Origin of the sequence: Aporhodopirellula sallentina SM41 (genome assembly GCF_000346505.1) — a bacterium.
Taxonomy (GTDB): Bacteria; Planctomycetota; Planctomycetia; order Pirellulales; family Pirellulaceae; genus Rhodopirellula; species Rhodopirellula sallentina.
This window is the reverse complement of record NZ_ANOH01000306.1, coordinates 14,163-38,301: the sequence shown is the minus strand read 5'-3', so window position 1 is coordinate 38,301 and position 24,139 is coordinate 14,163. Positions and strand designations below refer to the sequence as shown.

The 24,139-nt window shown below is 57.1% G+C and carries 1 protein-coding gene; it reads left to right on the top strand.

The genetic code is table 11. The annotated features are described in order from the left end of the window. Window positions 1-50: 50 nt before the first annotated feature. A complete protein-coding gene (locus RSSM_RS20545; RefSeq protein WP_008683250.1) occupies window positions 51-24,134 on the top strand; it encodes a tandem-95 repeat protein in 24,084 nt (8,027 codons plus the stop codon). Window positions 24,135-24,139 lie beyond the last annotated feature (5 nt).

Below are 24,139 nucleotides of genomic sequence, written 5' to 3'. Positions count from 1 at the left end.
TCCAAGGCTTCGGTCACATCATGACCCATCGACGAAACCCCCTTTCGCGAGTGTCTCGTACTTCTTCCCGTCGAAACGCTCGGCGAAGCCAGGTCGCTCCGCGTCGTAAATCGACTGACACGTCACGTCGGCTGCATCATCAAACGCTCGAACGTCGCGAGTTGCTCGCTGCTGAGATTCTCAGTGGCCCGCGATTGGTCAGTGTCGAGGCGGGAGCGGATTCGCAGATCCGGCTCGATGGGACGAGTACCGAAAACCGACTCGACTCGGCACCGCGTGAGTTGACGTTCCGATTTGACGGCACGTCCCGGCTCGATGAATCAACGCTCGGTGGGATTCGCATCATTGGTTCCGGTGGGGATGGAACTTTTGATGACGGGAACGAGTTTCTGATTCAGCCGGGGTTCCAAGGGTTTGCCGATGATGAAGTCGGTGACCGCGTCGTCGTTTCACGGTTCGTCGAGGCGTTGCCGGACGATCGGTACCGAATCCAGATCGCAGGTTACGATGACGTCAATAACAACGACGTGTTCGCCAACGGCGGTTCGATCAACACGAACATCACCGCGCTTCGTGACACCGACGGAAACGCGATCTTGCCGGCCGACCAAGTCGATTCGGCGACTCCGTCGTTGAACATCGATTTCGAAGTCGAAGTTGGTCCGCGTGTTGTTGCCGTCGTTCCACAACCGGTTTCGGGCGTCGCCGGAAATCGGGACCAAGCGCGCAACGAAGTTCACGTTTACTTCAACAACGACCCGCTCTCCAACCCGAGCGCGGGAACGATCACCAACAGCGCGACGCCGGAGTCCGGTCAAACCACGTCGACCCTGCCGGTCGTTCGGCCGGAGTTCTATCAGTTGTTCCTGACCGAGGAAACGGTCGACAACACGGACGATCTGCGTCTGCAGCCCGAGACGGTGATTTATGATCCGACGCAGGCATTGGCGATTCTTCGGTTCTCCGATGACCTGTCTGTTTTAACCGGCAACGCGGACGGCGTGGGGACGTTCCGCTTGCGCGTCGGCAGTGGCGATGCGTTGCCCGACGCGCCGACGGTGTTGCAAGTACCAGGGGAAGGAACCGAGGCACTCGACGAGAGTGGTAACCCGACGACGGTACCGTCCAATGATTCGTTCGACAGCAGCGACGTTGTGGTCATCGATGAGACAGTGGCTGGACCGGTCCAGACGGTGAAGACGGAAGAGATTCGTTTCGATCCTGCCGGCGGTATCCAAAGTGTTTTGGTGCAGGGCGGTTCGATCCAAAACTCGGGGAGCTACGTTCCACCGTGGCCGGGTGCGTATGAAGCCCCGGGCTCGCGAGAGTATCGTCGCGACGACAGCATGGTCGGTCGCATTGATACCACCACCGGTATCAACGTCTTTCCCTATAACTTTGCCACTCTCTACGGAAACGACGCACAAGGTCGACCGCTCGACACAGCAATCACGTCGGCGCAAAAGGAACGTGCCCGAGAGATTTTCGATCTCTATGAACAGCACCTCGGTGTGAAGTTCGTCGAGACGGAAGATTCCGGACTGCAGATTGTTACCGGTGACTTGCGAGCGATTCAGCAAACGGCCGATACCGGTGCCGGTGAAGGGACTCCGTATAGTTTGTACCGTGTCAACGAACGTGATCCGTCGCGGGGCGTTCTCGTCTTGGAAGCCGATGAAGGTTGGTACGACGGTTACGGTTTGTCGCCCGACGCCCGACCGAGTTGGTTTGTCGAAGCCCTCCGCGGAGTCGGCAACCTGTTGGGGATCGGCAACCTCTTTGAACTGCCCGATGGTGTCGCGGCCGGCGGCAGCAGCCCGGACGAACCCAATAGCGAGATCTACAGCAACGATGGGAATTTCAGCGACGGATCCGATGGTGACATCCGCACCGACGCGTCCGGCTTCCCGCTGTTGCCGAGTGAACCTGACTTCCTCAGCCAGAGTGACATCACGATCGGTCAGGCGCTGCATCGTCCCGAAAGTAGCGATGTCGATTTCTACTCGTTCTCTGTCGATGCTCCTGTCGGTGAGAACGTTGCTGATGATGCGATCCTCGGTCGTCTTTCGCTCGAGACGTTTGCACAGCGACTTTCTGACACGAGCCTGCTCGACACGACCATTCAATTGTTCCGGGTCACGCAAGGTGTCGGGGGGACATCCAATTTTGAGTTGGTCGCTCGCAACGATGACTCATTCGGCGATGACTCGTACTTAGAGGTTGATCTGTCGGCAGGTGACTACGTTATCGGCGTCAGCAGCACCGGAAATGAATCTTACGACGGTGAGCAAGCCGGCACGGCGAACGACGGTCGCAGTGAAGGCAACTATGAACTGCGAGTTACGTTTGATTCTTCAATCGGAGTCGCCAGTTCCAACGCGTTGGTGGATGCCAACGGAACTCGACTCGACGGTGACGCGGACGGCGAAGCCGGTGGGGATTTCAATTTCTGGTTCAAAGTCGCTCCGGATGATGCCGCCGCAACGACACCTCGAACGATCTTTGTGGTGAAAGACGCCGACGGGAACGACGCGGGCGATGGAAGTTTGGACGCGCCGTACCGTACTGTTTCGCGTGCCCTCGATGCGGCTCAGCCTGGTGACCTCGTGCGTTTGTTGCCTTCGGCGGGCGACGACGGGTTGGTCACCGCGGTGGACGATCCGGCCACGCCGACAATCGATGAAGCGCAGCTTGCCCAGTCCGATAACCGGGCCTACGAGTTTGGACGTGGCGGTAGCAGCAACGCAATTCTCGCCGACGGACAGACCTTTGAGATTCCCAAGAACGTCACGGTGATGATCGATGCCGGGGCACTCTTGAAGTTCCGCGATTCCAAGATCGTGGTCGGTAGTGAATCGGTTGATGAAGACCGATCGTTGGCGGCGTTGCAGGTGCTCGGTACGCCGGGATCCTCTGTCATCTTCACGAGTTATGACGATGAGAGTGTCGGTTTCGATACCAATTCGCTGCAAACGAACCCATCGGCCGGACATTGGGCAGGGATCGAATTCCGCAACGATATCGATAACTCCGAAGGTCGCGGCAACTGGGAAGACGACGGGATCTTCCTCGACTATGTCTCGCACGCAGACATTCGGTACGGCGGTGGTCGAACAGGCGTCCGGGAGACCCCGGTGTCGGCAATCCAACTCGATGAAAGTCGACCGACGCTGATCTACAACGAGATTTCGTTCAGCGCGAGTGCCGCGATCAGTGCCGACCCGAACAGTTTCCGCGAAGACAATTTCCATTCGCCTCGCTACCAGGTCGCTGCGCCGTTTACGAGCGACTATGACCGTGTCGGTCCTGAGATTGTTGGCAATAACCTCACCGAAAACACCATCAATGGGTTGTTCGTGAGAGTCGACACGCCTGCTGCAGGCGAACGCGAAGAACTGACCGTGAGCGGTCGGTTCGACGATACCGATATCGTGCACGCGATCAGCGAAGTATTGACGATCGCGGGATCGCCCGGCGGACCGTTGTTGTTGGAAGATCGACCGGACGTTCGTAACGTGACGTTCACTTCGACGACGAATGGGGATCTCGCCGCGGGTGAGTACGAATACGTGCTGACGTTTGTAACGATCGAAGGAGACGAGTCGTTGGTCAGTTTGCCGACCGGTCGTCGTACCCTGAGCGCGGACGGGTCGATTACGTTGCAGAATCTTCCGACCGCACCGGCTGAATTTGCCGGACGAAATCTGTACCGTGGTACGGTGGTCGGTGGCGTCGTTACCTATGAGTTGGTCGAACGACTCGATCGTTCTAGTCGGACGTTGGTAGACACGGGGCAAACCAAAGCTGGAGCACCGAACATCATCGCGGCACCGGATGCGGGTGGGGTTACGCTAACTAGCTTTGACGGATCCGGCGAACTCGAGCGGGATCGTGTGTACGACTATCGCATCACGTTCGAAGACCGTTACGGTGGCGAAACACGTGCCAGCGCGCCAACGTCGATGGTCGTTGCGGGGCAGGACGGGGCAATCCTGCTGGAGAATCTTCCGGTTGCCCCGGAGGAGTTCATCGGAACCAACGTGTATCGATTAGATCCTGCGTCCGGCGAATACACGCTGATTGCTGAACTGCGTTTGGGTGAAACAGAACTGTTCGACGACGGTCGAAATCAATTTGGTGACGGTAGTTTCCTGGGACGCCTGTTGGGCGATCAAGCTGACGGCGGTGCGAAATTGCTGCCGCGTTACGACGCGCGATTGACGATCGATCCGAACGTGATCGTCAAACTCGACAACGCTCGCATCGAAGTTGACTTTGGAGCGGACTTCTACGCCGAAGGCACCGATTCCAAGCCGATCGTGTTCACCTCGCGTAACGACGATGAGTATGGCGTCGGTGGAACATTCGATACGAACAATGACGGAGCGAGCGAAGGGGCCGCCGGTGACTGGGGCGGTATCATGCTGCGTCAGGGAGCGACGGGTAGCTTCGATCACGTCGACGTTCGATACGGCGGTGGTGAAGCACCGATTGAAGGCGGGCTGGCTAACTTCAACGCGTTGGAGATCTTGCAGGCAGACGTGCGAGTGGTGAATTCCGTCTTCGCCAACAACGCAGACGGCACGTCGGAAAATACGGATCCGTTCGATACGCGAGTCGGTCGTGGTTTCAACGATTCGTCGACAATTTTCATCCGTGGTGCCCAGCCGGTATTGATCGGAAACGTGATCGCCGACGGGGAAGGTGCTGCGGTCAGCATCAACCCGGATGCGCTCGAATTCCAGGGTGTTACCGATGCCGGTCGCTCAACCGGAGGCGTTGATCGCTATGTCACACGACTCGACAACCAAGGACCGTTGTTGGCTGATAACCAACTCAGTAACAACGCGATCAACGGGATGCGGGTTCGCAGCGAGATCGTTACCACCGATAGCGTGTGGGATGACACCGATATTGTTCACGTGGTGGAAGGGCCCATCTTCTCGCTGACGCATCACTACTACGGGGCGCTGCGACTGCGGAGCGAAGCGGATCAATCGTTGGTTGTGAAGTTCGGACCGAACGGCACGCTCGTCGGTGGCGGACGTCCGCTCGATATCGATGATCGAATCGGCGGTACGCTGCAGGTGTTGGGCGCACCTGGTTTCCCAGTTGTCATGACGAGTTTGAATGACAGTTCCGTCGGTGCCGGTTTCACTCCCGATGGGCTTTCGCAACGCGATACGAGCAACACCGGTTTGCCCGTTGATGCCAATGGCAATGAGATTTCAACCGCCGCTGCCGGGGATTGGATCGGTCTGCAATTGCAGTCGTACGCCAACGACCGTAACGTCGCCTACGTTTACGAGAGTGAGCGTAGCGAGGCGGGAGCGATCGCGACGAACCTCGCCCCTGAGAACGCACAGATCATCGGCGCTTTGGCTGAGAGTGAATACGCCGGCGACGAAAACCTGCGTTTAGGAATCACGGTTCGTGGAACGCTGGCCGCAGATCAGGATATCGATACCTACCGCTTCTCGGCCAAGGGTGGCACGGCGGTCTACTTTGACGTCGATGAGACCACGACCGGGCTCGATACGGTCATTGAATTGGTCACCGTTGGTGGTGAGGTCATCGCACGCAGCGATAACTCTCTCGCCGAAGCGATCGGGAATGAATCCCTTTTCGTCAACGAAGCTCTTTCGCAGGGCGTGTCCATCGATGACGTGCGGTCGTTGCCGACCGGTCTGTCGAGCGGCAATGTGGAATCGCCCAACGTGCTCGACGCAGGTATGCGGGTCGTCTTGCCAGGCGACATCGGAAAAGACTCGACGTACTACGTGCGAGTTCGCAGTGCTGATTCGGAAACTCAAGGCCAATACGAACTGGGCTTGCGTTTGAACGCCGTCGACGAGGTGGCTGGTTCGACGATTCGTGGTGCTGATATTCGTTATGCGACCACCGCGATCGACGTTGCCGGTTCGGCACTCCATAGCCCGCTGACGGGAACCGCCGGCGAAGAAGTTATCTACATCGATCCGACACCGGGTGATCGCAACAGCGGCGATGAGCAAACTCGCGAAGCGGTCGACTCGCGTTTGGACGGATCGATCGATACCGCCCAACCGCTCGGTAACCTACTGACATCCGATCGCGGATCGTTGGTCGTGACCGGCGAGATCGGCAACCTGAACAGTTCGTTGTCCAATCCGCAGTTGTACACATCGTTGCTCGATCAACGACTCGAGGATGTCGACGTTTATCAAGTCGATTTGTTCGCTCAGCAGATTGAGCCGGATACGTTCGATAGCGAGAATCGTTTTGTCACCACAACGTTCGACATCGACTATGCCGATGAATTAGCCCGGGTGAACACGATCCTGTCGGTTTACGATTCGCAGGGACGATTGATTCTGGTCAGTCGCGATAGCAACGTGGCCGACGATCAGGGGCGGCCGTTACAAGGTATCGACATGCCGAACCTCAGTGGTGGCTCGGCCGGTACATCGGACGCTTACATCGGCCCTGTCGAATTGCCCGAAGGCACCTACTACGTTGCCGTCAGCAGTGAAGCGGTCGTGCCGGAGGTATTGGATCAGTTCTTTGAGCAGAACGCTACGGACCCAAATGTTCGTCTGCGTCCGCTCAATTCGATTCGACCATACTCGCGAGATTCCTTCGAAGGAGCTGTCGAACTGGTTAGTCGGTTTATTGACGATACTGCTGAGCGACCGATTCTCGAACCCGCGTTCAGTGAGGCGTCGCCCGTTCCGTACACCCTCGACGACATTCGACTGTTTGTTTCCTATCAAGGAGGCATTTCGGGCAACAATGCCACCTCCCTGGCGAGCTTCAACCCGTTCACCGGGACTATGGAACGTTTGATCGGCCAGTTCGGTCCGGCGACTGCAAATATGGCGATTCGCGATGACGGCGAGTTGTATACCTACAACTTGCCTCCGAACAACCAACCTAGCAATGGCAACACCGGTAACTACCTCAATATCTCGCCCGTCAACGGTGCCTCGACCAATGACGGTGACGACGGGATTTCGTTCTCGCGAAACAACGAAGCGGGCGGTGCGGTCGAGGCCGATCCGAACGCTCAGTTGTTAGTGACGGCGTTGGCGTTTCCGCGATCCAATGGGAACACCACGCTGAACAACAACCCTGTGAACGACAACGAACGGTTCTGGGTAGTGGGTAACCGTGATAACGGCGGTCGCGGGGGCGAGGTTCCGCAATTGCTGCGAAATAACATTGTTTACTCAGCGGCTACGATTGACGGTGAGATCACATCCCGCGGAAGTACAAACGACGATAACGATCGGGACTTCGCGGACGGGACGCCTTATGACACCGTCTATGGTCCCGCCTCCGATGAAGTCGAATTTGGGATCGTTGACACTGGATTGTTTGACGCCTCACGAGGTGCGGACGGAGGAAACATCTCGGGAATCGCCGCGTTCCCCGACAGCTTCAACACGTTGGTCGCGACGACTAACGCGGGAGGAATTCATGTTTTCAGTCCATTCGACAACGTGGATGCTCCCCTAACCAGCACGGCAGCGGGTTATCAGCGTGTGATTCCGACCGATTACTACGGAACGGTGACGCCTCATCCGGATCACTTCGTAACAACGCCGATTTTTACGAGTGTCACCTTCGGGCCGCAGGCGGTGGAAGACCAAGCTTACCGTGAGACGCTGTTTGCGACGACTAATGACGGTTGGATCTATGCATTCACGCTCGAGCAAGCCGATGACGGCACGTTCTCCACCGAACCGGCAAGGGTGTTCTACGAAGGTCGCTATGCGGTTCAGCTTAGTCACATTACGGGCGCGTCGGTGGGACGAACACCAATTGGGCTCGCGTTCAGCAATTTGGAAGTGAACCCGTGGCACTCAACGACTGATCGTCGAGATGATGGCGGACACGGACAAGAAACCGATTACGATCAATCGCGGGTAGATTCGAACGGTGGTGGCAGCCTCTACTTCGGGTTTGAAATCGATAATGGTAATTCGAAAGATACTAACACTCTCTCGCGTGCCGATGGAGATCCTCTCGGCGAACTCGCGCCGGGTGGTAGTCACGGAAGTGTCATTTCCGATCCGTTCGATTTGCGGGAGTATTCCTCGGAAGACAAGCCGGCACTCTACTTCAGCTATCACCTTGAGGTCGAAGACAACGACGACTACACGCCAAACCGAGCACAGCGGGACAGTTTCCGAGTGTTCGGTGCTGGTGACGATGGGGTTTGGAGGCTGTTGGCAACCAACGATGAGTATCGTTCGTTGCCAAATAGCGACGAGTACGATTATCACAGCGAGACCGGCATCCCGGTTCAAACGGTGTTCGACGACAACGGTGAGAACCAATGGCGTCAGGTGCGCGCCGATTTGTCACCTCTTGCTGGTAGCAGCAACGTCCGGATTCGGTTTGACTTCTCAACCGCCGGTGCGATGCAGGCCCACTTTGGTAGCGTCGAATTAGTTGGCGTGGCAGGGCAGGATCTCGTTGATCGCGATCAGACCGTGATTCTGGGTGATGACTTCAATAGTGTGATTCTCGAGAACATCGTTGGCCGTGATGTTGTTTTCCCATCTGGAAGTGAACTGAACGACGGCGATGCGTTCATGATTACCAATGCTGCCGAGGCCGCAGCACTGGGTAGCAACCAAGTCGTTGCTCGGTTCCAAAACTCGACCGCTCCATCATCGATCAGCAGTGGTTCGCCGGTAACGACCGGTACGGTTTCGCTTCTCGGGATGACGGTCCCAAGTGGTTCGCAAATTGTCGACGGGCAGACGCTCACGGTCACAACATCCACCGGTTCGTCGACAATTGAGTTTGTCGATTTTGGATTCACAGGCGGTTTCGCCGGCTTCGGTGGTCCAGGTATATCTGGAACCGTCGCATTCAGTGGTGACGCGTTTGAAAGCAGTGCTGCGGATCTGGCACTCGCTATCCGTGACGCCCTAAGTCTCGATGTTGATGCCGTAGTGGAAGGCAACTCGATTGCGTTCTTCGACGCCACGGCGATCGCGACCGATGTTGATCCGTCGCCGCTCAATGACGCGATCGGTGCTCCTCCGGTTGATGCGATCGTTTACACCGCGACCGATGGTGCTTCGATCAGCACCTTCCAAAGCTTATTCTTTGATCAAGGGGTATTGGGCGGCACTTCGGTTGTGTTCTTGGAACAGAATTCCGCGGGAACGTTGTTTTCTGAACCCGGTGTAGTCGTCTACGAAAGCACCGACGCGGCCGCCGATATTGTGGCCGAGCTTCTGGTCGCATTGGATGGTTTGGCGGTTGCGGTTCCTGGTGCCACTGACCAAATCGCGTTCCTCGGGGATGGCGTCACCACCGGACCGGAAGTGCTGATCAGTTATCAACCGGGAATGACTCGGGACCAAGTTGCGACCGCAGTCGCCGCAGCGATGCCCGGCGAGTTGCAGCCGCGTACCAACGGGTTGGGACGAGTTTCGTTCCTCGCGGCAACTGACGTGCAAGTCGACGAATCGATCCAGATCGGTCAGGCAAATCCGGTTTTGGTTAACGACGCATTGACTCGCCTCGTGGTTCCTTCGGGTGACCAAGCGTCAACGGGTGAAGAGCTAAGCATCGATCTGGATGGGACACTGTTCACACTGACCTTTGTTCGTAGCACGGAAGCCACACTCGGCGCAACGGATGAAATCGTCTTCGACTCAGGCGAGACGAAAGCGGACGTTGCGGCCACGATTCTCAGTCTGTTGCCAGTGGGGGCAGCGTCGATCAATTCCGAAGGCGATTTGGTCTTCAATGATCGAAACGTTGGCGTCAATGTGACGCCGAGTGCAACGCGGCTCGCGGTCGACCAAACCGGAACCCCGCAGTTTATGCTCTTGATTCCCGAACCGGCCGATCTCAAGACAGGCGAATCGGTGTTCCTATCCGGATGGGGCGGCCCGGGAGTTGAATTGACATTCGTGCGTCGCGGTAGCAATGTCGCCGATACGGGCGGAATTCAAATCTTCTTCGACGAAACCGATACGGCAGAAGAAGTATCGCAGCAGATCGTTGACAAGTTGCTCGACCGCAGTCCGGGGTCACAGGCGGTTCTGCTGGCTGCACCCAATCCAGCGGGAATCGGTGTGGATAGTCCGGCTGCCAACGCCTTCGTCATTGAAAGTCCCGCAGTAACGTTTGTCGCGGCTGACGAAGCGAATACGTATGCGATCCCGGTCACCTTCCCGGCTGGATCCGAGATCACTGATGGCGAGACATTAACCATCTTCCGGAAAGATGCCCCGACCGGCTTTGGTGAGTCGTATTACTTCACGACCGATGCGGCAGACACTTCACCATTCGCGATCAATTACCAAGCAGGCTTTACCCCACAGGAAGTTGCCGACGCGTTCTTGCAGACAATCGATGCTTCCTATCTAGCACGACAGCATGGAACATCAGGACGCGAAATCCTGGTCTTGGAAGCATCTTCGATTCGACTCGAATCGGCCTCGAGCATTGTTAGCTTTGAAGCTACCGTCTCGACAACGGTCAACACATACGACACGCGGGCTGTGCCGGTCATCGTGGACGCGATGATGGACACCACGGAGGTCACCGAGCGATTGCGTCAGGCTCTCGCCGAGAGCCTCGGGCGAATTGAGCTGTTCTCAAGTTCGTTCAACGGCGACGCGTCTTTGGTTGCTTCCGAGGACAATTTTAAAATCTACGGTGGCGATCGTATTCGGCTCTTTAATGTAACCGTTACCGATCCAGGCACGTTTGGACTTAATCAAACGTTAGATAACACGAGCATGCCTGGCGATGAGTTTGGTGTCGGATTGCCGACCGGTTTCGGTTCGGGGAATATCTCGACGATAGCGGCATCAAACAACCAAGTTTCTGGCGTATACATTGATGATATCATCGTCGGCTTTGCCGAGCGTGGCGAGGAAGTCGTCTACGACAACTACCTTAGCGCAGCAGGGAATTCCAACTTCGTTCTTGATCCTGCCTACACTCCGGATTCACGTCCTGACAGCGTCCAGCCTGAGAATCCTGACGAAATCCTCGTAGGGGGATATACCCTGGAGATCCGGACGGCTGATGAATACGGTGTCCCTCAGGACTACGATCCGGTCAATTTGTTGCTCAATGAAACATTTTCAGCTGGTCGATCCTTCGACACGAACGATCGTTTGGTCGACGGTGCTGTGACGATTGTCGCACCGGCTGGAGTCGACCTCATCGACGGTGATACGTTCGTGCTTGATGATGGCTCGGACCGCCTGACGTTCGAGTTTGATAGTCGCTATCAGCCCGGAGTTGCCACCGGATCTGGAAACGTTCCGATTGTCTTTGATCCGGCTGACACCGCCGAACAAATTGCCGCGAAGATTCGTGATGCCATCAACTCCGAACAGGCACAGGACTCGATTGCGATCACCGCGGCAACAGGAGATGGTCGCGATAGTGGTATTTCTTCGTCGAGTCGGGTCGAACTGTTCGGAAACGAATACCGATTTGATGCCAATGGAAATCGTCGACTGGTTTCTGCGGATATCTTCGTCAATCCTGGATCCGGACGCACGATGACGCTGGACATGGTTGCTGAGGAAACCTTCGCCGGCAACTACACGAGTCGTCGCGTTTCATTGATCGATCACGACGCAGGGACCGTAGACTATGTCGTCTACAGTGATGAACTCGCCCAGGCAGCGGTACCAGGGTACGTCAATGGCGATACCCTGTTTGTGACAGGAAAGATTGGTGATGCAGTCGATATTGGCGTGCCGCCAAGCACCGGTGCCGATGACGGGGCGATTCTTGGGTCCGAACCAACAATCGATATTGATACCGTTCGCGTTTATCTCGAGGCCGGCAAGGGCATCGATATTGATGTCGATACCACCGGTTTGTTCCGAGTGGGGCAAGGTTTGCAGTTGCCGTTTGTGGCGATCGTCGAACAAGGCACTCGGTTCACGTTCTCTGAACTCAACTTTGCGTTTGCACAGCAGGCCGATGGCAGTCCGGCCATATCGGACTTCACCGCACCGACGTTTGGATTCGGTGAAACGCAGGCGGGTGCGAATCTGCAATTCACCCCAGTCAAGTCCGGCTACTATGACATCATCATCAGTAGCACGGCACCTTATGCGGGAGACGCTGGACCATTCTCGACAGAGGACGCTCAGTCGGGTGAGTACCTCATGTCGGTCCGTCCGACCGGAGATCCGGGCGTTCCCGATCGCGACGTGTTGCTGGTCGATTATCACTTTGGAAAGACTGATGAGAATCGTGTCTCCGACCAAGGACAATTGATCATTGAAGGTAATTTCATTCGCGATTCAGCGGATGTCGGTATCTCGTCGGTGATTGGTGAAGCCGGTCAAGCCTTCTACGCCGAACAAACACAATTCCGTGGCTACACCCAGAGCATTGCCGAGGACAACTCGACACGTCCAGGTAGCGCTCGACTGACCCGAAACGCGAACCCGAGCAGCCTGATTCCAGGTGCGGTGATCTTCAACAACGTCGTTGAACGGTCGGGGAATGTCGGAATTCAGATCGGTGGCGGTACGTATGACAACGGCGAGTACGGTACTCCGAATTTGTTCAGCCGAGTGGTCAACAACACGGTTGTCACCGCGGGAATCGGTATCGAAGTGAGCGGCCGCGCCGCGCCGACGTTGATGAACAACGTGATCGTCGACACCGACACCGGCATCGAGGTCGATACGGTGGAAGCCAGTGGCACGGTGACGGCACGCAATGTCTTCTCCCGCAACGGTGTCGATAGTACTCTCCCGTTGAGTTCGACATCGATCGTAATTCCAGATGGCGATCCGGTCTTCCAAGATGAAGCCCGGTCGATCTATCTGCCGGCCGAAGGCAGTTTGCTGATCGACAATTCGCTTAACTCGCTCAGCGATCGCAGTGACTTTGTGGACACGGTGAAGACGCCGATCGGAATTGCGTCGTCGCCAATCTTGGCACCGAGTTTCGATATCTACGGCCAACCGCGTGTCGACGGGATCGCAGGATCGCCTTCCGGCGGTGTTGGTTTGAATCCGTTTATCGACCGTGGTGCGGTGGACCGTGCCGACTTCCGACGTCCAAACGCGGTGCTCAACAATCCATTTGATGCACCGGACGAAGTGGCCGCCGGATCGCCAACCGATCCGAACACGACCGGCGACACCGACCCGCAACAATCGTTTGTTCGATTGGTGAACTCGGATCAGTTCGTTGAGTATTTCGAGATTCAGCTGATCGACGAAGCGGGGACCGGTTTGGATGCCGACACGATCAACGGCGACACGGTCCTGATGACCGAGAACGGCGAGCAACTGCTGCCGGGACGTGATTTCACGTTTGGCTACAGTGAAAACAGCCGCACGATTCGCTTGACGCCGCTGTCCGGTGTTTGGAATCAAGACGCCGTTTATGAGATCACGCTTAATAACCAAGCACGTCGTGTGATCGAACTGCAATCGGGTGGTTCCATCGCGGATGGCGATCAAGTCGTCGTTACCGATGACACGGGACGTGAAACCGTCCTCGAATTTGATAGCGGGTACACTCTCGCTGTTCCGCAAAACGACACGTTCGTCGTGACCGACACGAAGGACGGTTTCCAAGACACCGACACGTTCTCGATCACGTCGCGAAACGGTTTGACGACGTACACGTTTGAAATCAACACCACTGGATCGGTCGCCAGTGCCAATGTGGCGATTCCATTGTCGGCAACGGGAACGGTCACGGAAGTCCGTGACGCGATCCTGCGTGTTCTCGATCCGTCGCAGTTCGCCGATAGTCCTCCGAACGCAATTAACTACGCGACTCTACTCGGCTTGGCTCCGGTTGCGGTTGGTAGCGATTCGATTCAGCTTGGAACCTTGCCTGCGGTCCAGTCGAGCACCCCGTTGCCCGGACATGTGATCAACATGGCAAATGTTTCGTCCGGGCTGATCAAAACCGGAACGGTCGATTCGGTTGTCGACGGAGGTGAGTTCACTTATACCCGCGGCGACACGACGATCACGTTTGAGTTTGATTCAAACGATTCGTTTGATCCTGCCGATCAAACCGCAACCCGTCGCCGCGTCGAATTCAGTCGCACAGACACGCCAGATCAAATCGCGGATGCCATCGCGACAGCGTTGCGTGGGTCGAACATTGACCTGAGCGGTGCGATCTCAATCGGAAATGGATTGGTATCGGTTGGTGGTCTCGAAGGCGACGTTGTCGACTTGCTCGATTCCGAGTTGTCTTTGACGGGCACACCGGGCGTTACGAGTTCGTTGAACGTGACCGTCCCCGGTACCCAATCGGGATCGACGATCGACGGCACCACTGTGACGATCAGTGTTGGCAGCAAGACCGAAACGTTCCTGTTCACGATCGACCCTCAGTTGACGTCAGCCAACATCACGGTCGTGGTGGATCCGACAGCCGATTCGACCGAAATTGCTCAAGCACTCGAAGCCGCAGTTGCACTCACGTTCGAAAACGAATTGAACGTGCAACGCAGTGGCGACGTGATCACGCTCGGTGAAATCGCGTCCGGTCAAGGGAGTGATTTCACGACGGTCGACATTGTCCCTGGTCCGGCAGTCGTCGGTGAAGCACTGCTGGTTGGTGGTGTTAGCGGCGGAGCGATTCCGGTTCAATTCACGCCGAGTGATTCGTTCCCGGCCGTGTCGGTTGCGACGAAGGTGCAGCAAGCGATCACGGAAGCCGGTATCGGAGTGGACGTATTCTCGCCGGGCGGCGGTGTGTTGTTGCTCTCGGGCACCCAGGAAGTGGTGACGCGGGGCGGCGTGGGTGCCGTTGAAACCTCGGCCGAGACGATTCTTGCGATCTCCGATTTGGCAGGCAATCCTGTCAATCCGACTCGCCCGAACAACGAAACTCGCTTCACGATCATCATGCCGGATGTACGGTTCGACTTTGGCGACGCACCGGCCGAGTATGGCACGCTGTTGCAATCGCCGACGCCTGGATTGGATACTTCCGACGCGAACTACGTCCCTGGCAATGGTGCACGCCATGCGGTCAGCGGAGGTTCGTCGAGCCGATTGGGCCGATACGTCGACACCGAATCAGACGGTCAACCGGTCGGCTCCGGAATCGGTGTTTCCGACGACAACGTGCTGACGGTCGGCGCGACTTCGGTGGCAGGCGACGTCATCACGCCGACGTTCGCTCGAATCACCGTGACCGCGATGCCGCGAATCGGCGACGTGGTGACAATCACCGTGTTGACACCGGATCCGGCGAACCCGGGTGCGTTCATCGGATCGACTGATTACGAATTCGAGTTCGTCAACGCAGGGGCGACCGCCAATGGACCTGGCGTTGCTGTCGAGATCGCTTCGGGCGATGACGTCGACGACGTGACAGCGTCCTTGTTCGCGGCGATTCAAACGCACATCACCAACGTTGAGACTGACCTCGACGCGGCAATCAGTGCGACGGCATCCGATGAGATCGAATTGGATTCCGTCTCCGTCGGAGGAGCACGGGCTCGTGAGTTTGTCATTCAAACGCAGTCCGCGCTCACTGCGGGCGGGTTTACCGTCGATGATTCCAACCCGAATTCTTTGTCGGTGACGTTCACCGCCGTGCCGGTTCCGGGGCAACTGTTGGTTCTTCGTACCGCGGATCGATCGCTAACCTATGAGTTTGTTGATCCGGCGTCGAACCCGCGTCCGGGGAGTGTCCCGGTTCTGATTCAGCCAACCTTCACGACCGAAGAGGTCGCCGAAGCGTTGTTGAACGTGGTTCAATCGAGCCTGTCGGAATTCGGTGGCAGCATCCTCAGTGAGATCGACGCCAACGACGCTTCGACGGTCACACTGACCGCCATCGACGACGAAGACGGTGTTTCGGTGATTACGTTCAATCAAGGTGGTTCGAACCCTCCTGCGTACTTCTTCGGCAGTTACGAAGACAACGGAATGACATTTGATGCGTCGCAGTCCGACCGCGTCTTTGGCTTCCTGAATCCGGCGGATCCGGTTGGAACGAATGTCGAGGTGTTTGTCACCGGAGGCGGCCTGATCGACGCTTGGGTGGACTTCAACGGCAATGGCGTTTTCGATGCCGGAACTTCCGAGCAGGTCTTGTTCAATCAACCGGTTGTCGACGGACTCAATACGTTGACGATCATGACCCCGAGCGACGTGGCCGACATCGATACGTGGATGCGTGTCCGTCTGAGCAACTCGGGCAACACGAGCCCAACCGGTGTCGCGATCGGCGGCGAAGTCGAGGATTACCTTGTCAGCGTGCGTCGTGTCGAAGTTCCGTTGCCATCGGGACTCGGTGACCAATTCATCGCGTTGGAGGACACTCCACTGCGAATCGATGCCTCGCTGTCTGCGGCGAACCCACCGTTGGACATTAACAGCAAGACTCTGTTGACCAACGATAACCTTGGTTCGCAGATTCTGCCGGTCCGCTACTTTGTCGACCTCCCGCGGATCTTGGTCGACGATAACGGTGCGGCGTACCCTGAAACGCAGCTTGTCTATCGGACTCCCGAGGGTGGACTGTTTGTTGTCGATCTCGCCGCGGGCGACGATCTGACCGGTTCGTTCACCTACACTCCGGCGAAAGACTTCTACGGCGTCGATACATTCCGCTATCGCCTGTCGACACAACAGAATGCCGGCGGAGTGGATACCGATGACGTGGAGTATGAAACCGTCACGATCAACGTGCTGCCGGACAACGACGATCCAGGAGCTAGCGATCAGACGTTTGTCACGTTCGAGCCAACAACGAACGGGCCGGACCCGACCCTGACGATCGACGCATCGGATCTGATCGCTTCGGCGGTTCCAGACTTCGATCCAAACCAAACGGGTGCACCACAAGACGAGTCGAACCAAAGCATCCTGATTCGCTCAATCGCGACCGTAAACGGAACGATCACCGCCGGCGGAGCGGTCGATACGATCACGACCGTTCACGGTGGAACATTGGTCGCCGAGTTCAACAGCGATACGAATCCGCAGTGGATCACTCGTGTTCTCTACACGCCGGCGGAAGACTTCAACAGTGACGTGGGAGCACTCGGTCAGTTGTTGCTCGAAGAGTTCACGTTCACCTTGATGGACGATGGAATCTCGGTCCTGCCGACAGAACTGGATAATAACCTCAACGCGTTGAACCTCGGTTCGGATGATCTGAGTGCCGCACCGTACTTCATTAGCGGCGGGCAACGTGATCAGTTCTTGCGAAAACCGGTCACCGCGACCGAAGCGACTGCTACGGCAACGATTCGAGTGACTCCTCGTAACGATGCTCCGGAACTGGCAACCGATTACGTCGGATTGACGGACGAAACAGGAGCTGTGAACACTCGCTACCTGAACTTCTTCACGAATCCGGCAACCCGTCCGACTCCGACGGAAGATTCCGTTCTGGTGTTCCCAACGTCTTACTTGCTGGACAACGATGTAACCGGACCGGCGAGTGCCATTGATGAAATTGATCCTTTGATCGCCAACGATGGCAATCTGAGAGTGATCGATGTGGCGATGGATAACGCGTCGCCAGATACGCTCAGTCGCGGATCAATCTCGCTCGATCCTCAGACCGGGATGATCACGTTCACTCCGGCGGCGGACGTCTACGGGGAAATCACGTTCGTCTATACCGTGATGGATAGCGGCATTGATGAGGGAACCGATGTTGCGGACGTCTTCGATTCGGGCTCCCGCGGGACTCGAACCGTCAACGGTCGAACCTCGATGGTGACCTCGACGATCTTCGTTGCTCCTGTGAACGACGCTCCTGTCGCTTACGATCGCCTACGTCGAACGAGCGAGGACACGTCGCTGACGATTACCGCTGCTGATTTGCTCGGTGCAGGAACTTCGGCTGCGTCGCAGATTCAGGTGTCAAGCTTTGCCGTCACGGTCCCCGACGCTGAAGACCTGATCAACGGCGAAGTCCTGATCCTGACGGCGGATAACGGGCAACGTGCTGCGATCGAGTTCAATACGTCGGGAGTGGCTTCACAGGGTATCGATCGCGCCGTTCGCTTCGCCGATGGTGATTTGGCCTCCGACATCGCAACACGTCTCGAGCAAGCACTGCGTGCGGTCGGCTTCGGCGGAACCGCCGTTGGGGCTCAGGTCCAATTCAACGATGCCAACATTGTTGATCAGATCAGTACACCGACAATGTTGACCGTGGACGCACCGTCGCAGGTCATCACGATTCCGTCCGGTAGTGAACTGAGTGATGGCGAGCAAGTCGTTGTGATGGACACCGTAGGCGAACAGCACGTCTTCGAATTCACGACTACCGGCAGTGTGGCGTCGGGAGTGAATCCGGTTTCCTACACTGCTGCCGATTCGTCGCAGCAAGTGGCCGAGTCACTCGCCGCAGCGATGTTGGCTGAAGGCGTCGGGGCGGCTGCCGCATCAACGTCGCAAACCGAGTTCCGAGTTCGTGTGAACGGTGCGACTTCGATCGCCGCAGCGAACGGAACCTCCGCGATCCAAGTTGTCGGAAGCGATGTGATTCTGCCGGCCGGATCGATGTTGCAAAACGGAGAACTGCTGGTCATCGAAAACGCCTCCGGTGGCACAACGACTGTCGAGTTCGGAACCGGAACCGCGAGCGACCCATCGTACGTCTTCGTTTCGTACTCGGCGGGCGATACCGTTCCTGATCTATCGGCACGATTGGCCGACGCCCTCAACGACGCGGCAGATCCGAACGCCTCGGACGTCTCGGCAACCGCTTTGACGTTTGTGCAGTGGGATGTCACGGTCAACGATGTCGTGTCAGTCAATATCAACGACCCGGCGTCGGCGATCGAGTTCGACGGTACGGACCTGTTGTTGCCAGCCTTGTCGCAAATCATCGATGGCGAGACCGTTACGATTACAAACGACGACGGGCAAGACTTTGTTGTCGAGTTCAATGTCACGGGCGTGGCATCGACCGGGAGCACGGTCGCGATCGCTTACAGCCCGGTTGGCACGCTCGACCCAGTGCTCGCTGATTTGGCCACGGCACTGCAGGGCCTCGGCGTGGGAGCCAAAGTGGTTTCCGGCGGAGTGCGATTCAGTGACGCACAGACGATCTCAATTGATCGTGCCGTTTCCGCAGTCGCCGTGGACGGGACGAACATCATCGTTCCCGACGGTGGCGAACTTCAGGATGGGCAACGTATCCGTGTGAGTGACGCTGGTGGCGACGAGACGATTGTCGAGTTCAATGTATCCGGTGTTCCTTCCGTCGGTTCGGACGTCGCGGTGGCATTCACGTCGACCAGTACCGCAGCGGAAGTCGCGATCGCGTTGCAAGAACAGTTGCGATCGATCGGCTTCGGGGCGACCGCCGAAATCGGAGCCTTCGGTTTGCCTGCCGATCGGGCACGTGTTTCCCTGCAGGTACTCGATCAGGCAGTCGCAGGTGAATTGCCAGCCGCGCCTGGTGATTTTGATCCACGACTGCAGGCTCCGTTCAACGAAGCCGAGCAGACTCCGGGACTGAGAATCATCGAAGTCGGTGTCGCCGGTGGCACATTGAACCTGCAAACCAACCCGTCGCTGGTTTCGGCCAACCCGGCATCGATCGGTACCCTCGATCCGTGCGGTCCGAATGAAGCGTGCTTGGTGAGTGATGCGGGAGGTATCTTCCGCTTCACGATCGCCGAAGAAGTCGTCAACGGACAAACCCTGCGATACTTCGACAACATCCACTACACGCCGCCGTTGGATTACAACGAGCAACTGCCGTTCTCGGCACGTGAGTTGTTGACCTACAAGATCATCGACGACGGATTGACCACCGTGACGAGCCCGGCGAGCGTCACTCACCTCAATCCGATGGTGTCGACCGAGTCCGGAACTCTGACGATCACCGTCGGAGCCGACAACGATGCACCAACGTTCGATAGCCAGATATCGATCGATGTCCTCGAACGTGACGACAATACGTCGACAACAATCGATGATTTCGTTTCGCAGATCTTTGCCGGACCGGCCGGTGCATTCGACGAAGTTCAAACGCAGTTGGTGGATTTCCTTGCACCGCGTTTGGTATCCGGTGACGCGTCGATCATGGACAGTGCTCCTGTTATCAACTACACCCCCGGTGACACGGAAGGTTCGCTGACCGTATTCCCGGCACCGGACCAGTTCGGGCAGTTGGTCTACGAGATTGTCGCGTTTGAAGTCGACAACCCGAGCGTTCTGTCGACGCCGCAACTTGTCACGATCAACGTTCGACCTGTCAACGACGCGCCGCGAATCGACCCGAGTATCGCGGGAACGACTCAGTGCGTTGTCAACAACGTGTCGGACGATCCGAATGATCCGAATTACCTCTCCGAGGCCGAACTGGCTGCGTTGACTTGTATCGATGCCATCGACGGTCGCTACAGCGACGAAGGCTATTCGGTTGACAGCGGTTTTGATACCGACGGGGATGGATTCCAAGATCAAGCGACGATTCGTTACACGCTGCGAGAAGACAACACGCAGCCTATCGACGGTCAAACCGACCAAGTTCAAACGGGCAGCTATTTCATCCCGATCGATCGCGATCGTATGTTGCCTACCGACGTGGAAGGCGATGTCAACATCGGGGCGTACACCCGTATCGGATTGTTGGATATTTACGACATCGGTCCGGCGAACGAAAGCGATATCGGTACCGCGGAAGTCCCAACCGGTGGTCCTCAGCAACTCGAGTTGCTCAACTTCCCGACGAGCACATCGCTCGGCGGAACGTTGACGCCTCGCTTCTCGACGACCGAAGTCGATGGCAACGGAAACCCACTGTTGATTGGGTTGCTGTATGACCCGCCGACAGATTTCAACAACGCCAACGGTGCGGTTGATTCGTTCGAGTACACCGTTCGTGATGACAACCCTGGTGACGGCGAAACTTACTCGCTCGATACCAATTCTCTGGTGCAGAACCGACGTACCGCGACCTCGCGAGTCGAACTGAGTCTCAATCCGGTAAACGACCGTCCTGAGTTTTCAACCCTCGACTTGCACTACGAAGTCGCCGAAGACGGACCGCTGCAAATCATCAACGGGTTTGCGTTTGGTATCTCCGCCGGGCCTGCTCAAAGTGCGTTCGACGAGATCAGTTCACGTACCGGGCAGAACTTGAATTTCACCGAAACGAGTCTTACGTTTGATGACGCCGATTTCGAGCAGTTCTTCGAAGTCTTCCCGACGATCAACGAACAGGGACAACTGCGTTACAAACCAGCAGCAGACGTTTACGGCACGTTCGAATTTGCGATCGTGCTCAACGACGATGGTGGTGACAACAGCTCGCGTGGTGACCTGCAGTCGTCGATCCCGGTCACGTTGACGATCGATGTTCAACCGGTCAACGACCGCCCGGTGATCGCCGATGAGTTCAACACGCCGGAAACAAACCCGCTGAATTTCGATGTCTCCGAAGGTGGTTCGTTTGACGTGTTGCTAAACGGCGACGGAACCAACCCCGGATTGCTCGACGTATTCGAAGTCGGTCCGGCCAACGAGGCCGAAGACATCACTCCGGGTGGCAATCAGTCGTTGCAACTGACGCAGCCGATCCCGGTAACGACGGCGCAGGGTGGAACGCTCGTGCTGATCACGCCTTCGGTGGGCAGCCCGTTCTTCCGCTACACGCCGCGTGAGAACTACGTCGGTCCGGATAACTTCATCTACACCGTCACTGACGATGGTGTCACGGTGCCGGTGGGTACCAACGGTTTGGTTCAGAGCGAACCTCAGACCGCATCGGGTACAGTGACGTTTGAAGTACTGCCGGTGAACGACGCTCCGCAGTTCAGTGGTGCGGGAGATGTCACCAGCGACGAAGACTTCAACGACGGCAGCGGCCGCGGTGTTGTCTCGATCGACAACTGGGCAACCAACGTGCAAGCCGGACCTCCCGGTGCGGACGACGAAATCGGCAACGATACCACGCCTGGCCAACCGCTCTACTTCGAAATCCTGTTCGACAGCGGAGACAATGATCTGTTCACGGTCGAACCGACCGCGACGGTCAATGACAACGGTACCGCATCGCTGAACTACACCTTGGCACCAAACGCCAATGGTTCAGCAACGTTCACGGTACAGTTGTTCGATGAAGGTCCGGACAACCAAGGCAACGGTGATGTGTTTGCCTCCGACATCCGGACGTTCACGATCAATGTCAATCCGGTCAACGACTCGCCTTCGTTCGTCTCCGGCGGAACGGTGACGGTCAACGAAGACCGTGGGCCTTACACCGCGACGTGGGCGACGAGCGTGTCGCCTGGGCCGTCCGATGAGTCGTCACAGGTCGTGAACTTCCGCGTGACTCCGGTTTCGAATACGGATGCAGCGTTGTTCACAACCGATGGCCAACCAGCAATCTCATCGACCGGAATCCTCACCTTCACTCCAGCGGCGAATGCCAACGGTGTTGCTCAATTGCAAGTCGTTGCGTTCGACTCCGAAGGTGCGGAGAGCTCGGCGGTGACGCTGCAGGTTGTGATCACGCCGGTGAATGACTTCCCGTCGCCCGTCGGTGATCTTCTGGCACCGACTACGGAAGACGACATCCTTGTCATTCCTGCATCCGAGTTGCTCGCTAACGATGTCGACATCGATCTCGGTGACGCCGATCCCGATGAGTTGCGATTGGACATGCCGTTGGTGCAGCGAAGCCTTCGCGGTGCACTGGTAACGTTTGACCCCGAGGCACAGACGGTTACTTACAATCCGACCGGCCGAATCGTCGATCCTGATACAGGTGAAGTGACCATCGATACGGCTGCTCGCGAGTTGCAATCCTTGCGCGGTGCTCCGGATGACAACACTCCGGCTCCTGTGCTCGCCGACTCGTTCAGCTACGCGGTCACTGACCGTGCGGGACGAAGCGTGACGCCGAACCGAGCTAGCAACAGTGTGCTGGTGACGGTGAACGTTTCCGGAGTCAACGACGCTCCGATACTGAACCCGGATACGCCGACGCTCAACACGTCGGGACCAACCACCATCGATGTCCTCTCCAACGACGAGGATATCGACGGAGTCATCCTTCCAGGTTCGATCGAAATCACCAGCCAGCCTGCCTTCGGTGAAGTCAGCATCAATCCAGACGGAACGATCGTTTACAACCCGTTCACGGACTTCCCTGGATTTGATGAGTTCGAGTACAGCGTTCGCGATGATCAGGGAGCATTGAGCGAAGGTGGTCGCGTTACCATCAGTCCGAATGCGGCACCGGTTGTCCGAGACGATAACACTCTCGCCTACGTCGGTGAGTCGCTGATTATCAACATCCTCAACAACGATGCCGATCCGGATGAGGTTGACGACAACCCAGACACCACGGATACGATCGATCCGACCAGCATCGTAATCGAGTCCGGCCCATCGGCGGGAACGGTAACGCCGCTTTCCGACGGTACAGTTCGGTACACGCCTGCGACCGGATTCAGTGGACGGGACTCGTTCCAATATTCGGTTGCCGATTCCAATGGTCGACGCAGCGGTTTGGCGACGGTCAACCTGCAAGTTGTGGCCAGCCGTCTGCAGAACCCGGACCTTCAGTACGACGTCAACGACGACGGTGAAGTCTCCGCGCTCGACGCGTTGTTGGTGATCAACCACCTCAACCGATACGCGAGTGCAACCGGATTCGGTGGAACAGGCGATATCCCGACGGCGGCGAACTTGACCGTGGAAACCGATGATCCGATTCCGCCGGACACCTATCAGTGGGATGGCGTGTCGTTTGGTGCGGGTTACTTCGACGTGTCGGGTAACCGAATCATCTCCGAGATCGACGCTCTGCAAGTTATCAACGAGCTGAACCGTCGTGATACCTCGGGAAGCGTCAGCGAGCCGTTGCCACAATCGGTCGTAACCGGTTCGACATCGAGTTCCTCATCGTTGGCACCGATCAATGCGGGGACCGTTGGTGCCGGCGAGCCGATCGCGCCTCTCGATAGCGGCACGTCGGTCGATGACTCTCGCTCCGCTGATGAGCTTGTGTTCGAGACCTTCGATGCGGACGAGAAATGGGTCGATACGACGGCGAACGGTTCAGTTGATACCGATGTTTTGGATCAATTGGCTTCGTCGCAGTCTGATGCGGACGGGAAAGATGAGAACGCGTCTGACCCGAACGCCATCGACGCCGCTATGGCGAAGTTGCTCTAGAAAAA